Below are 13,303 nucleotides of genomic sequence, written 5' to 3'. Positions count from 1 at the left end.
CTGGGTACCTGGCGTGACGACACCTTCCGACGCTGGCTCGGCGCAGGTGCGCCTGCATAGCACCGACATTCCCGCCCGCCTCGACCGGCTGCCCTGGACGCGTTTTCATACGCTGCTGGTGCTGGCGCTGGGTATCACCTGGCTGCTCGATGGCCTTGAAGTCACCTTGGCTGGTTCGCTGTCGGGGGCCCTCAAGGACAGCCCGGCCCTGGCCATGAGCACCACCGACATCGGCCTGGCCGGCGCAGCCTACGTCGCCGGCGCAGTGTCTGGCGCGTTGTTGTTCGGTTGGTTGACCGACCGCCTGGGGCGACGCAGGCTGTTCTTCATCACCCTGTGCCTGTACATCGGCGCCACGGCGGCCACGGCATTTTCCTGGAGCCTGTGGAGCTTCCTGGTGTTCCGTTTCCTCACGGGTGCCGGGATCGGCGGCGAGTACACCGCAATCAACTCGACCATCCAGGAATTCACCCCGGCGCGTTACCGCGGTTGGGTCGACCTGACCATCAACGGCACCTTCTGGATCGGCGCGGCGCTGGGCGCGGTGGGTGCGGTGGTGCTGCTCGACCCGGCCGTGGCAGGTGGCGAGCTGGGCTGGCGCCTGTGCTTTGGCATTGGCGCAGGGCTCGGCCTGGTCATCCTGCTGATGCGCCTGTGGATACCGGAAAGCCCGCGCTGGCTGATGATTCACAACCAGCCGGAGGAAGCCGAACGCATCGTTGCCGGCATCGAACGCCATTACCGGCAACGCGGCATTGCCCTACCGCCGTTGCAGGGGCCTGCACTGCGCTTGCGCGGGCGTGATCATACGCCGCTGCGCGAAGTCTTCCACAGCCTGTTCGTCCTGCATCGGCGCCGGGCGCTGGTAGGCCTGACCTTGCTCACCGCCCAGGCCTTCTTCTATAACGCGATCTTCTTCACCTACGCGTTGGTGCTCACCGACTTCTATGGCGTGCCGTCGGCACAGGTGGGCTGGTACGTGTTGCCCTTCGCCCTGGGCAACTTCTGCGGGCCATTGCTGCTCGGCCGGCTGTTCGACCTGGTCGGCCGACGCATCATGATCAGCCTGACCTATCTGGTGTCCGGCCTGCTGTTGGCGGCCAGCGGTTACCTGTTCCAGCAACAGCTGCTCGATGTGATGCAGCAGACCCTCGCCTGGATGGTGATTTTCTTCTTCGCCTCGGCTGCGGCCAGTTCAGCCTACCTGACGGTGGCAGAAACCTTCCCGTTGGAAATCCGCGCACTGGCCATTGCCGTGTTCTATGCCTTTGGCACAGGCCTCGGCGGCCTCATCGGCCCCACCCTGTTCGGCGCGCTGATCGCATCGGGTGAGCGCCTGAACGTGCTGTATGGCTACCTGCTCGGCGCGGCGCTGATGGTCATCGCCGCGCTCACCCAGGCGGTGTGGGGCGTGGCAGCCGAGCGCCGCCCGCTCGAGCACGTGGCCAGGCCGCTGTCGCAGGTCAGCGACACCTGACCCAAGCCGGCCGGGCCGGGGCACCGCTCGTCCATTGCCCGGCACTCTGCCCTTGCACGGGGTTCAACCGTGCAAGCCCACAGCAGGAGTGAAGACCATGCCACGCGGCGACAAGGACAAATACACCGACAAGCAGAAGCGCAAGGCCGAACATATAGAGGAAAGCTACGAACACAAAGGCGTGCCCAAGGATGAAGCCGAAGCCCGTGCCTGGGCCACGGTCAACAAACAATCCGGAGGTGGCGAGAAGAAAGGCGGCTCCGGCAGCAAGACCTCTTCTGCCGAGAAGAAAACCGCGCGCGCGGATTCGGCCAAACGCGCCGCCAAGTCACGTCAGGGCCATTCGCGCAGCTCGGGCGCCTCACTGCAAACCCAGACCAAGCAAAGCCTGATGAAGGAAGCGCGCAGCAAGGACATCAAGGGGCGCTCCAGCATGACCAAGGCCCAGTTGGTTGAAGCGCTGCGCAAGCACGCTTGAGGCACATCGAGACAGGGGGCGGCCACGGTGCCGCCGGGGTCAACACTTGGCGCGCAAGCCGTTAGCGGCCCCGGTGGCAGCGGGGATTGCCAGCAGCATCCAGCGCGGTTCAGCCCATGGCCCCCAGGCCATTGCCGGCGATAGGCGTGGCATCGGCATCCGGACAACGGTTGCGGCATTCACATTCGAATTCAGCCTGCGCGCGAGTCGGCAGGTTCAGGCTCAGGCGAACCTTGTCTTGCGTGTCGTAGAGGTCGTAACCCTCCCCCAGGGCGGCAGGAAAGCCAAGCCGGCGAGGATAGGTCTCTTTCTTGAGTGGCACAGCGGGAACCACAACGAAGCGCGTCTGCATGATCATCCCCTTTCGGCAACACCTTAGTATTAGTATGGCTATGTGAAAGCATCAAGCTGGCTCATGCAAAAAATTGCCAGGCGCAGTGCTGACGCCCTGTGCCGTACTCCTTTGATGTAAATCAAGCCGCCCAGCGGGGTTCGCGCGACGATGGCTGCACGCACGGCTTTGGACAAGGAGCCCCACATGAGCCCGCTGAAACACATACTGGTAGCCACCGACCTGTCGCCCTCTGCCCGCAACGCGGCGGAGCGCGCGGCATACCTGAGCAAGGCGCACCAGGCGCCACTGGACCTGCTGTACGTTGCCAACCCGGCCCCCTTCGAGCGCCTGAAGCAACTGGCTGCACCGGATGACGGCCTGTTGAAGCGCGTGCTGGATACCGCTGGCGAGAAAATTCGCGCATTGGCCGCGATGCTGTTCCAGCGCTACGACATTGGCGCCGGTGTGGAAGTCGCCACTGGCTCGGTCACCGCCGAGATCACCCGCGTGGTGCAGGACAAACGCAGCGACCTGCTGGTTTGCGGAGCAAAGGGCCAAAGCCTGGTACGCCGCGTGCTGCTGGGCTCGACGGTACAGAAAATGCTCGACCGCATGCCCTGCCCTGTGCTGGTGGTCAAGCAGCCACCGCGCGATACCTATCGCACCTTGCTGGTGCCGGTGGATTTTTCCTCGGCGTCGCTGCGCAGCCTCGAACTGGCCAGAACCATTGCACCGCAGGCCGAGATCGTTTTGCTGCATGTGTACCAGGCCCCCTTCGAAAGCAGCATGCGCTTCACCAGCATCGATCACGACACCCTCAAGCACTATCGCAATGTCATCCGCCAGGATGCCCAACAGCAACTCGCGGCCTTGAGCGCACTCGCAGGGCTGCCCGAAGCCCGGCAGATCGTGCTGCACGGTGACCCGGCGTGGCGCATTGCCGAACAGGAACAGGCGCTGGAATGCGACCTGATCGTGGTTGGTAAACAGGGGCAAGGCGCACTGGAAGAACTGTTGATCGGCAGCGTCACCCAGCAGGTGCTGAACGAGTCCCAATGTGATGTGCTGGTCGCGCCGTAACCTGCCGTGAGGTGGAGGACAGCCGTCCTCCATTTTGGCGGGCGGTAGCCTGCTGCTTTATACCCCAGGCCAACAACGGGTGCTGCGCGCAAGGCGTTGCATCGATCGCATTGATGATTACTATCGAGCGACGCCTGTTGGCCTGGCAAAACCGCCCCGTACAATCGCTTTCAGATTCTTCCCCGCTCCTAGCGCCTGCTTCAGGCGACATCTCCCTTCCGGAATCCAAGACCATGGAAAATTCCAGCCAGGCTCCTCGTGGCCTGCCCGAACATGCGCAACAAAGTGTCAAACAACAGTGGCTGGCGATTCTCTCGGTCGCCGTCGGCGCCTTCGCGCTGGTGACCAGCGAGTTTCTGCCGGTGGGTGTACTCAACGACGTGGCCAGCGACCTCGGCATCAGTGCCGGCCACGCCGGCCTGATGGTGACCCTGCCCGGCATCATGGCCGCCCTTGCCGCGCCGTTGCTGTCGGTGGGCATTGGCGCCCTGGACCGTCGCTACCTGCTGATCGGCCTGACACTGATCATGATTATCGCCAACGCCGTGGTGGCCTATGCCAGCGACTTCAGCCTGCTGCTGTTCGGGCGCGTGCTGCTGGGCATCAGTATCGGTGGCTTCTGGGCGACCGCCATCGCCCTCAGCGGCCGCCTGGCCCCCAAGGGCGTGGGCGTTGCCCAGGCCACCTCGATCATCATGGTCGGGGTGACCCTGGCCACCGTGCTGGGCGTGCCGGTAGGCACCTGGCTGAGTGGCCTGATGGGCTGGCGCATGACCTTCCTGATCACCGCGCTGCTGGGTGTCCCGGTGCTGCTGGCGCAGGTACTGTTGCTGCCCCGGCTCAACCCGGACAAGGCCATCCGTATCAGCGACCTGCCGGCCCTGTTCATCAACCCACTGGCGCGCGTCGGCCTGATCGCCGTCCTGCTGATCGGCCTGGCGCACTTTGCCGCGTACACCTATGTGGCGCCGTTCTTCAAGCAGAGCTCCGGCTTCGATGGGCCGACCATTGGCTCGTTGCTGTTGCTGTATGGCGTGGCCGGGGTAATCGGCAATCTGTTTGCCGGTTTCGCGGCCAACCGCAGCGTGCGCCATACCCTGCTACTGGTCGCGGTGATGATCGGCACCAGCACCGCGCTGTTTCCGCACTTCGCCACCGGCCTCAGCGGTGCCGCGATGCTGATCGGGTTGTGGGGCTTCGCCTTCGGTGCGTTCCCGGCCTGCGCGAGCATCTGGATGTTCGTGGTCGCACCGAAGGATGTCGAACGTGGCATGCCGCTGTTCGTTGCCATGTTCCAGGTGATCATTGCGCTGGGCTCGTTCTTCGGCGGGCGCATCGTCGACCAGCTGGGCAGCGCGGTGCTGTTGAGCTTGGCCACGGCGCTGGTCGGCTGTGGCTTCGCCACCGTGCTGGTGCTGGGGCGTAATGTCAGCAACAGCCTGGCGGCGCAACCCGGCTGAGGGCCATCAGCGATAGCCGTGTGCCAGGTTCCACTGCTCGAACGCCTGCGCCATCCGTTGCCGGGTCGACAGGTCGGCGGGTATCAAATGTTCGATTGCAATGACTCCACGGTAATGTCCAGTGGCATGCCGAAGGTGGTGAAGGTAGAGACGAAACTCAACTCACCAGTTGCCGTGCACACACGTGTCAGCAGCATCGGGCTGGTGACCGTTGCCTGCATGGCATTACCCGGGGGCGGAAGGCTGCTCAGGCGCTTGGCAAGGGCCGGATTGCAGGCCGACTCCCGGGCCGCACGGTGCCAGGCAGCGGCACGGACCTCCTGCGCATTTGCCAAGCGGTCACCCCGCCCCCCGGGGCTGAGCAGCGTCTCCAACAAGTTAAGGCCTGCAGCCGAATCCTGCGGTATGCCCGCCATGGCCAACAGCAGACCGGTGCTGACATTGGCAGCTGCAATGTCCCAGTTGTTGTCGAGGACGATGGCAGGCACCGGATTGTTCGCCTGCAGGATCTGCTCGATGGCCGCGTGAACTACATCCAGGGCGGGCGATTCGAGCGGCGTTGCGGCGTAGCGAGGGGCATAGCCAGCAGCGAGAAACACTTCGTTGCAGTACTCCAGCGATGCCCCCAGGGCCGAAAGCACGGCGTGCAAGGTACCGGGGCTCGCTCTGGCGCGCCCAGTTTCGACACAGCTGAGGTGGCGTTGGGAAACGCCGGCCATGAGCGCAAGGTCCAGCTGACTGAGCCCCGCCTGACGGCGCAGGTTGCGCACATGCTGGCCCGCCGTCGTAGTTGGGGTGACGGTCTTCTGGTAGTACCGCAAGCGATCCATGCCTTACCTCCGATTAATCCTTGTGTCCTGTGTCATGACCTCACAGGTCATTGAGCGTAAAGCACCCTGTCCGTACTGTGCCAGCAAACCCTACCAAGGACAGGACCATGGCAGTTCGCCTGTTTGCGCTGGCTTCTTTGCGGCTTTTTTCGCTGTTTCCCTATCCCACCATTGACCGGAGGCGCCAGGGATGACCAGTGCATTGACGGTCTATGCATCATGCGTGGTGGTGCTGTTCCTGAAGATGTTTGCGGTGTCCTGCTACCAGGGCTTGTTCCGGTTACGTCACAAGGCATTCACCAATGCAGAGGATGCCGCTGTGTTCAAGCGGGCAGCTCGGGGCCAGGAGCTGGCGCAAGTCATCCGAGGCAGCCGGGCATGGGCGAACGACCTGGTAAACATTCCGGCGTTCTTCGCGCTCGGTGGGCTGGCCATTGCCCTGAATGCCCCTGCACCCGTCACGGCCAGTCTGAGCATTGTGTTTACCGTCGCCAGAGTACTGCACACCCTGGCCTACCTGAAGGGCATCCAGCCTTGGCGAACGGCCTGCTACGGTGTCGGCATCTTCTGTTTGCTGGGGCTCTGCGCATCGCTCATGAAGACCCTGCTATCGCCGTGATCGAGCCGGCCAGGTGTCAACTGTCCAACGGCCTCAGCGATCAGCCATGGCGAAATGCTGCTGCAGGAAGCCACTGACCAGTGAGGCAATCTGCAACTGGATCTGCGTCCGCGTGCGGGCGCTATTACCATCTCGGCAAATAGCGCCGTCCCCAGCCGCGTCCTCTTCAAGCAACGCCACCGCACCTGGTTTGCACGGCGACAGGAAGCTGAAGTGGCTGGCGTCCGCGATCTCGACATAACGGCTGGTCGCCGCAGGCAGGCGCTTGGCCAGGTCGGCAGACTCCAACTGCGCCGGGAGGTCTGCCGAAGGCGCACCCGCCGCAATCACCAGCGCCGGCACCGGCAATGCCGCCAGGCTTTCATCGCTCAGGCCCCGTGACAGGCCAAGATCCAGGGTAACGATGGCGGTGACACGGTCGTCGCGCAGATCGCCGCCCAGGCGTGCCTGCGATACCGGGTCGCGGTCGGGATTGATCTGTTTGTAAACGCTGCAACTGGACAACTGCGGATGGGTGACGCAGTCCTGGGCGAAGCGCGTGGCATCGAACCGGGCGCCGGCGATTTCCAGCGCAGTCCAGCCCCCCAGGGAATGGCCGACCACTGCGACCTGCCCTTTCGCCACCCGTCCAACCTGGCCCGCCCGGGCCATCACCGCATCAATGGCCCGGCGCAGGTCGATGGGGCGCTGCCACAACTGTGCCGCGGCCGCAGGGCCGCGATCGCGGGTGGTGGTGCCGGGGTGGTTGACCGCCGCCACGATGTAGCCTTGGTGGGCCAGTGCACTGGCCAGCCACGACTGGTTGCCCCAGTTTCCGCGAAAGCCGTGGGAAAGCACCACCAGCGGGTATGTGCCTGCAGCTGGAGGTGCGTCGTGTACGGCGAGGTCACCGATGAACACTGCGGTATCAGCGACCAGCCGGGGGGCGGCAGTGGTCGTACTCGGGTACCAGATGACCAGCTCCAGCGGGCGGGCATTTTGCTCGTCCGATAATGTCGAGGCTTGGAAGCCAATGGTCTTGTAGCCAGCGAATGCCGGTAGCTGCAGGCTAATGAAGAGCAGCAGGCCGAGGACTGTTTTCATTGTTTTTGTCTTCCTTGACGGGGTTCAGTGTCGAGAGGATGCGAACCGAGCGCAGGCACCATACCAGCCATGGTGGCGGCACACCCATACTTTTGCGCAGCGGGGTTGCGATGAGCGCATTCAGCCGATCTGTGACAGACACTCTTGATCCAGCCAATACCGCCCAATCTTGCACACCGGGCCCTGCATGAGGACGTTGTAGGCCTCATCGAGCTCGATGGTGATTTGCCCCCCCGGCATGTGCACGGTCACCTGATCATCAACGAACCCAAGCCGATGTGAGACTGCCGCAGCGGCACAACTGCTGGTGCCCGAAGACAGGGTGTAGCCCACGCCACGCTCCCAGATCTGCACCGTCAGGTTTCGGCGATCCACAACGTTGACGAATTGGACGTTGGTTCTGTTTGGAAAAAGTGCCAAGTGCTCAATGATTGGCCCGAATCGGCGTGCAAGTGTCTCGGTGGGTTGCTCGACGAACACTACGCAATGGGGGTTGCCCATCGATACGGGGTTCAGTTGCAGTTGCATGCCATCGACGTCCACTGCGTGGCGTTCGGTCTCGGGGAATGCCGCCATACCCATGGCGATGGAAATGCGTCTTCCGTGGTCGAGTACCTGGCAATGAACCTTGCCGCCTTTGGTTGCCAGTTCGAACGCTTCGTCTGTAACGATGCCCTGGTCCCAAAGGTAGCGACACAGAATTCGCAGGCCGTTGCCGCTCTTCTCCGCCTCGGAGCCATCGGTGTTGAAAATACGCACCGAGAGCATTTTGCCTGGCTCGATGACAGGCACTAGGATGCCGTCACTGCCCAGTCCTTTATGCCGATCGCATATCACCGAGATAGCCGGGGTCGAGAAATCGAATGGGATATCGTCGTGGTAGACGAGATAGTCGTTGCCAGCTGCGTGATATTTTACGAACTGCATGAGTTGGTCCACCAGGACGATTCGGGGCGGGAAATGATGAAGTGTGGCTGAAACATAGCACACGACCGTTGCGCCGTTAGCGGGCCCTGGGTGGGGGCGTCACGTTGGCCGAGAGCAAACGTTATGAATACCGGCAAGCGCGGGAGGGAGCGTACCGTGCGAAGCTGCGAATTTGCATCTGGATACCCGGTTGTTCAGAATCAATGTCTGTTACGAAAGGATGCGTTGAATGAAATTTGAAGGAACATATCAGTACATGGGCAACCACGGGATCGTGTTCAGCGTCTCGCAGATCACCCTTACCGACAGTGAACGCGGCCGCTTGCGCGAGCTGCATTTCGGCGAAGCAAAGCGCGCCCATTTTCAAGTCAATAGCAAAGTCGTAGAGATATACGACAAGATGCAGGCAAAAAACCTGCCCTGCGTGATGATGGTCGGCATTTCCCAACCGCTGACCAGTCAACAAGCAGACACTCTCAATACCCAGCGCACCAGCATTGCCAACCTGGCTCTGTCCGCCTTCGGTGGGGCTGCCCGTACCGTGGGCAATCTGGCCGGGCCACTAGCAGGGCTCGCCGCCGGCACTGCTGTAGGGATGGGGGTGCGCTCTTACGTTAATGACGTTTTACCCACTTACCATGCTGGCGACGTTATCGTGAGTATTCAGGCGCAGGTGAATGGTGGGATTGGCCCGCAGCGTACTGCTGAGTGATCATCAGGGCTTGATAGGAGGTGCAGATGTCCGAACCTATCCAGGTAGTCATCTTCGTTGCGCTGGCTTTTCTATTTGAACGAGTCCTTAAACCGTACCGGCTGCGTAAGTGGCTAGGCGTTGCAATGATCATTGCAGGACTGATTGGTAGCGTTGCGCTGAGCCGGCCCCATTTGCAGGGCTTTGACTTGGGGTTGATGTCTGCCCTTGCTGTGCTGGTCGGCATCGGGTTGTTTCTGACTAGACGATGATTTGAGAGGAAAAAATTTAAATCAAAATACGCCGAATATGGAGAAGCACTAAGCCGGCAGGAATCAACACAACCCTCGCCAGCGAACAAACCGCAGCCTAAGTTTAATACAGCTTCCACTCTTCAATCAAACCCACCAAACAGCAACAACACTGAGGGACTCAAATCAAGCGCCTATATACCTGTACTTCAACTCGCACTTATCACCCTCAATGGAAAATTCAGCATGCAGAATGGCCTCCCCTGCCTTGCCATCAACTAGCAATACACATTCCACACCTAAAGCGCCATCATCCATAGGATAAAAATCGATCAAACTTCGCCCTCCAGCTTGAACCTGCCCAGCATTTGCCAAGTTCGCAATTGAAAGCTTTACTCCCGAATCATAAAAACCATCAATTGATTCACATATTTCGTCAATCACAGAAGGAGTTATAGAAAACTCTCGCCGCAATAGGAATGAATCTCTATTCGAAACACCATCTACGAAACGCTTTAACTTACTGTAAGCCAACTGCTCTACACACTTCATTTTTTTATTAAACCTCGCACGCCCCAAGGGCGTCTGTGTAGTTGTATCACTGCCAACTCCATCCCAGTGAAATCCTAGCCTGCAATGCCGCACACTTCACAACCATTGGGCTCAACCCCGCTAATCGTAGAGCGCTATAATCCACTATGATCTCGCCACCCAAAACCCTTGCAGTAGAGACACTATTCTGCGTCGTGTTAGCACGGTACTGCGGGGTTCCTCTCGTCCTACCATCAGGGTTTCTTTCTATGAAGGCTAATCGTCATTAATGCCATACCCTAAAATCCCTTTCATCGCTGCATCTCGGTAAATATGATGGGAGGCACCAATTCGCCAAGGCCATCGTAGTTGTAGTCCACCTTGAGCTTGTCGTCGTTGTACCCCGTTAGCCGGTTGAACAGGTCCTAGGTGAGATGGCCTGGGAACCATTGTGAAAACCGTCGATCAGGTATCTGCCCTCCTTGTAGTTGCAACAGGCTTAATAGCAACCATTACTATCCTTTAATGTACAATTTAATTGCGAATACTCACAAGCCGAATCACCCCGCAATCAACTCGCCAAAAAATCCTGGACCTTAAAAGACAACTCTCCAATACAAAATTCTATAGCATCAGATAGCTGATCAAAATCTCTACGAACATAGGCCATGTATAGACTAGTTGCATCCTCATATTTATCTAAATAATGATCAAAACCCACGCTACACCTAGAGCCAGACAATCTCAAAAAAAGCTCCTTTTTTATCAACTCGCCCTCACTCCAATATTCCGCATTAACCCATATACACCCTTTATTTCTAAGTCGCGCATTGATTTCTTTCAAATCATTTACCCCGACCATGCCACCTCCTATTTCCGCTGACAACTAGCACGGCGCTCTACAAATATATCAGCCCTTCCCCCATTTGGCGTAACAACGCTTACATGAGGAATAGTTTTATGCGGGTGCCCGTCCGGCAAAGATTCGTACCCAAAGAGAACGCCGGTAGCAGGATTAATTTTGTAATCCATATGGTAAGACGCCAGACCTGATCCATTTTGACGATTTGACTTGAACGCCGCCTTGTCTCTTGCAGTTTTATCTGCATCCTTATCACCCGCCCCGCAGACTTTTGTGCGCCTGGGAAGGCTCCGAATAGAACTGCTGATGCATCCTTGAATGAACATACCGTTACACTACGACCCGCTCTCAGCTCAAAAATTGCTTTAGCAATTGACTTAGGGGACAGCCCTAGGGGATCGGTCCATTGTATTGGATTGAAACGTTCAAGCCCCCAGCATAGCTAATGGGATCCTGACTAAGGAACTTACCAGCTTCCGGATCATAATATCGATAGCGTTGTAGTGTAGCCCCGTCTCATGATCGTGATACTGGCCTTGGAAGCGAATCGGGTTACTTAGGCCATGCTGTTTCGCCACCTCCGTGCCACAGCGGATCCTGGTGAAAGTCATATTCGCGCTGACTCCATTCCGGCTGTTCCTGCGAACGGATCGGACTGTCGCGCAGCGCTTGAGCAACCGGCACGAAGCTGCCCGATTCGTACAGGTAACAAATGAGAAATTCGCGGGCAGGTTGGCTGAAAAAGTTTGCCAATGCTGCCCATTTTTGATGGGTTATCTTGCCATCCCAAATTTTACACTATTATCATGCGAGCATGACGCCCCCTATAAGATCAATTGTACGGAAGTTCCTTCGCGTCATTGACAAACTTTATATTTCCACTAGGAGCAGCAAGATCTGAGATAATATTCAACACATGATCCATACTGGATGAGACCAGATCAAATGCACCCCAACCATGCTCCCCGGAACTGATCCTTATTCCAAAAAAATGGCACGTTGCCAGTAAGCTCTCATAAAGCTCCACGCTAACTTTGCGACGATCATCATCGATGAGCACTGATAGCAAAGCGGGCGCAGGAGAAGGCACATCATGATACTTCGATAAAACCCTATGCTTCTTGCAACTCAAAACATAGTCCTCATACTCTTTCACAAGAACCTCAAATTCACCCCCTTTGCTCATAAATATATATCCTGGGATATTTTTTTCTACCTGCTCTCCAGGCCTACATATACGATTTTTACTCGCATCCAAGTAGAAACATCTGTTTAGCAGGCGCCTTATAAATTCTTCCGAATTCTCACACGTTTTGAAGCCTACAACACCACTAGCACTTGAAGCGGTCATTGTGAGAAATTCGTCATCATCTTTTGCAGGAAGCCCTCTAATTAAATCATTTGAAATATTTTTGAATTTCCGAAACGCATCACCATAAACGACCAAATCGTAATTAGTCATAACCTAGCCCGGATAAGTAAAAATAATTGTTTCGCCTTTTTTATCGGTAGCATGTACATGGGCACTTCTATGGTGTTCAGGTTGCCCTTCACCCGTCATATGTGGGTGGCCATCAGGATGATCAAATACTTCGGATCCGTCTGTATAGGATCTACCGAGGCACTTAACGCCACAACCTTTTAGAGTTGCGTAATTCTTTCCTCGGCTGTCGTCTCGTAACTGTTCAATTGGAATCTCCTCGCCGCCCTTGCTCTTCCGTGGAACTTGTGCATGCTGCTGGGCTTTTCTCAGCGCTATAGAACGACTTTTAGTAGCGATTACGCGTTGCAGGCCAAGCGGGTCAGCCCATTCTAGCGGGTTAGGGGCGTATTCATAAAAATTCAAACCGCCCGCATAGCTAATCGGATCCAAGCTAACAAATCGCCCAGCCTTTGGATCATAGTATCGATAGCGGTTGTAGTGCAGCCCGGTTTCGTGATCATGGTACTGACCTTGGAAGCGAATCGGGTTGCTCAGGCCGTGTTGTTTGGCCCATTCCGAGCGCTCCTCTTTGACTTCACCCCACGCCTTGTACTGCCCCGCCCAAGCAACATCGCCCTGCTCATCGGTCAGCTCCATCGGCGTGCCGAGATGGTCGCATTGGTACCAGGCAATTGCGTCAAACGCCTGCGGTTTCACCTCCGTATGCCACAGCGGATCCTGGTCAAAATCGTATTCGCGCTGGCTCCAGTCCGGTTGCTTGTGCAAGCGGATCGGGCTCTTGCGCAGCGCCTGAGCGACCGGCACAAAGCTGCCCGGCTCGTACAGGTAATGCACGGTACGGCCAGTATCGCCATCGTCCCTTGGCGGTGAGCTTTCCCAGGCCAAGGTGTCGCCATCCCAGCCGAACAGGGTAAAGCCGCAGCCAAGTTCACGTTGGCGCTTGGCCCGTTGCAGCTGGTTCCAACCGGTGCCCGCTTCCGGCCTGTCCCAGAAGTGCGCCACCGAGTGCTTGTGCAACCGTCGACCCAGGGCGTCGTAGCTGTAGTCGACCTTGAGCTTGTCGTCGTTGTACCCCGTTAGCCGGTCGAACAGGTCCCAGGTGAAATGGGCATGGGAGCCGTTGTGCAGCCGATGAATCAGGTTGCCGCGTTCGTCGTACTTGTAATGGGTCCCGGCGTACTCGCGCAGCAGGTTGTCCATCAGCTTGTTGCGCCGTGGATCGGCTTCCAGCGGGCG

General features: G+C 58.2%; 14 protein-coding genes and 2 pseudogenes. 7 read left to right on the top strand and 9 right to left on the bottom strand.

The features are described 5' to 3' along the window. The first annotated feature begins 13 nt into the window (after nucleotides 1-13). Nucleotides 14-1,477 carry an MFS transporter gene (locus JKP78_RS00185; protein ID WP_200625808.1) on the top strand — a complete coding sequence of 488 codons (1,464 nt, stop codon included), beginning with the start codon at nucleotides 14-16 and terminating at the stop codon, nucleotides 1,475-1,477. Between the two features lie 97 nt (nucleotides 1,478-1,574). Further along, nucleotides 1,575-1,955: a termination factor Rho gene (locus JKP78_RS00180; RefSeq protein ID WP_186685535.1), complete on the top strand. Its 381-nt coding sequence runs from the start codon at nucleotides 1,575-1,577 to the stop codon at nucleotides 1,953-1,955. Nucleotides 1,956-2,064: 109 nt separating this feature from the next. Here JKP78_RS00180 and JKP78_RS00175 read toward each other — a convergent pair whose 3' ends face one another. Beyond that, nucleotides 2,065-2,313: a hypothetical protein gene (locus tag JKP78_RS00175; protein WP_170029523.1), complete on the bottom strand. Its 249-nt coding sequence runs from the start codon at nucleotides 2,311-2,313 to the stop codon at nucleotides 2,065-2,067. A 180-nt stretch (nucleotides 2,314-2,493) separates the two neighbouring features. On the opposite strand from JKP78_RS00175, the gene JKP78_RS00170 reads away from it, so the two are divergent. Both JKP78_RS00170 and JKP78_RS00165 read left to right on the top strand, forming a co-directional pair. Then, the gene (locus JKP78_RS00170; protein ID WP_200625807.1) at nucleotides 2,494-3,369 is read left to right on the top strand and encodes a universal stress protein; all 876 of its coding nucleotides are present in this window, start codon (nucleotides 2,494-2,496) and stop codon (nucleotides 3,367-3,369) included. A 233-nt stretch (nucleotides 3,370-3,602) separates the two neighbouring features. After that, a complete protein-coding gene (locus tag JKP78_RS00165; RefSeq protein WP_170029521.1) occupies nucleotides 3,603-4,829 on the top strand; it encodes an MFS transporter in 1,227 nt (408 codons plus the stop codon). Nucleotides 4,830-4,835: 6 nt separating this feature from the next. Here JKP78_RS00165 and JKP78_RS00160 read toward each other — a convergent pair. Continuing rightward, a pseudogene (locus JKP78_RS00160) lies at nucleotides 4,836-5,659 on the bottom strand (MmyB family transcriptional regulator). A gap of 190 nt (nucleotides 5,660-5,849) precedes the next feature. Between JKP78_RS00160 and JKP78_RS00155 the strand changes: the two are divergent. Next, a complete protein-coding gene (locus tag JKP78_RS00155; protein WP_186685533.1) occupies nucleotides 5,850-6,278 on the top strand; it encodes an MAPEG family protein in 429 nt (142 codons plus the stop codon). A 33-nt stretch (nucleotides 6,279-6,311) separates the two neighbouring features. Here JKP78_RS00155 and JKP78_RS00150 read toward each other — a convergent pair whose 3' ends face one another. Then, nucleotides 6,312-7,361 (bottom strand): alpha/beta hydrolase family protein, encoded by a 1,050-nt coding sequence (locus JKP78_RS00150; protein WP_186685532.1) that lies wholly within the window; start codon nucleotides 7,359-7,361, stop codon nucleotides 6,312-6,314. A gap of 120 nt (nucleotides 7,362-7,481) precedes the next feature. Further along, nucleotides 7,482-8,288: a diaminopimelate epimerase gene (dapF, locus tag JKP78_RS00145; RefSeq protein ID WP_200625806.1), complete on the bottom strand. Its 807-nt coding sequence runs from the start codon at nucleotides 8,286-8,288 to the stop codon at nucleotides 7,482-7,484. A gap of 229 nt (nucleotides 8,289-8,517) precedes the next feature. Between dapF and JKP78_RS00140 the strand changes: the two genes are divergently transcribed. Both JKP78_RS00140 and JKP78_RS00135 read left to right on the top strand, forming a co-directional pair. Then, nucleotides 8,518-9,000 (top strand): hypothetical protein, encoded by a 483-nt coding sequence (locus JKP78_RS00140; RefSeq protein WP_200625805.1) that lies wholly within the window; start codon nucleotides 8,518-8,520, stop codon nucleotides 8,998-9,000. Nucleotides 9,001-9,026: 26 nt separating this feature from the next. Then, nucleotides 9,027-9,251 (top strand): hypothetical protein, encoded by a 225-nt coding sequence (locus JKP78_RS00135; RefSeq protein ID WP_186685529.1) that lies wholly within the window; start codon nucleotides 9,027-9,029, stop codon nucleotides 9,249-9,251. 165 nt (nucleotides 9,252-9,416) lie between these two features. Here JKP78_RS00135 and JKP78_RS00130 read toward each other — a convergent pair whose 3' ends face one another. From JKP78_RS00130 to JKP78_RS00110, 5 genes and pseudogenes are all read right to left on the bottom strand, one after another. Further along, nucleotides 9,417-9,782 (bottom strand): hypothetical protein, encoded by a 366-nt coding sequence (locus JKP78_RS00130; protein WP_186685528.1) that lies wholly within the window; start codon nucleotides 9,780-9,782, stop codon nucleotides 9,417-9,419. A gap of 550 nt (nucleotides 9,783-10,332) precedes the next feature. Further along, nucleotides 10,333-10,623: a hypothetical protein gene (locus JKP78_RS00125; protein WP_186685526.1), complete on the bottom strand. Its 291-nt coding sequence runs from the start codon at nucleotides 10,621-10,623 to the stop codon at nucleotides 10,333-10,335. Between the two features lie 379 nt (nucleotides 10,624-11,002). After that, nucleotides 11,003-11,331: pseudogene (locus JKP78_RS24940) on the bottom strand (RHS repeat-associated core domain-containing protein); the annotation flags it as partial. 124 nt (nucleotides 11,332-11,455) lie between these two features. Next, on the bottom strand, nucleotides 11,456-12,085 hold the full coding sequence (locus JKP78_RS00115) for a hypothetical protein (protein WP_186685524.1): 630 nt from the start codon (nucleotides 12,083-12,085) through the stop codon (nucleotides 11,456-11,458). Nucleotides 12,086-12,088: 3 nt separating this feature from the next. After that, nucleotides 12,089-13,303 (bottom strand): RHS repeat-associated core domain-containing protein (locus JKP78_RS00110; protein WP_234454389.1); only part of this gene is annotated, 1,215 nt, incomplete at its 5' end.

Origin of the sequence: Pseudomonas sp. LAM2023, assembly GCF_016620375.1 — a bacterium.
GTDB classification, from domain to species: domain Bacteria; phylum Pseudomonadota; class Gammaproteobacteria; order Pseudomonadales; family Pseudomonadaceae; genus Aquipseudomonas; species Aquipseudomonas anuradhapurensis.
This window is presented reverse-complemented; position numbering and strand designations above follow the sequence as displayed.

Coding starts and splice junctions, on each gene's coding strand:
- JKP78_RS00135 (WP_186685529.1), top strand. CDS start 9,027: ATGTCCGAACCTATCCAGGTAGTCATCTTCGTTGCGCTGGCTTTTCTA.
- JKP78_RS00130 (WP_186685528.1), bottom strand. CDS start 9,782: ATGAAGTGTGTAGAGCAGTTGGCTTACAGTAAGTTAAAGCGTTTCGTA.
- JKP78_RS00140 (WP_200625805.1), top strand. CDS start 8,518: ATGAAATTTGAAGGAACATATCAGTACATGGGCAACCACGGGATCGTG.
- JKP78_RS00115 (WP_186685524.1), bottom strand. CDS start 12,085: ATGACTAATTACGATTTGGTCGTTTATGGTGATGCGTTTCGGAAATTC.
- JKP78_RS00125 (WP_186685526.1), bottom strand. CDS start 10,623: ATGGTCGGGGTAAATGATTTGAAAGAAATCAATGCGCGACTTAGAAAT.
- JKP78_RS00175 (WP_170029523.1), bottom strand. CDS start 2,313: ATGATCATGCAGACGCGCTTCGTTGTGGTTCCCGCTGTGCCACTCAAG.
- JKP78_RS00180 (WP_186685535.1), top strand. CDS start 1,575: ATGCCACGCGGCGACAAGGACAAATACACCGACAAGCAGAAGCGCAAG.
- JKP78_RS00155 (WP_186685533.1), top strand. CDS start 5,850: ATGACCAGTGCATTGACGGTCTATGCATCATGCGTGGTGGTGCTGTTC.
- JKP78_RS00150 (WP_186685532.1), bottom strand. CDS start 7,361: ATGAAAACAGTCCTCGGCCTGCTGCTCTTCATTAGCCTGCAGCTACCG.
- dapF (WP_200625806.1), bottom strand. CDS start 8,288: ATGCAGTTCGTAAAATATCACGCAGCTGGCAACGACTATCTCGTCTAC.
- JKP78_RS00170 (WP_200625807.1), top strand. CDS start 2,494: ATGAGCCCGCTGAAACACATACTGGTAGCCACCGACCTGTCGCCCTCT.
- JKP78_RS00165 (WP_170029521.1), top strand. CDS start 3,603: ATGGAAAATTCCAGCCAGGCTCCTCGTGGCCTGCCCGAACATGCGCAA.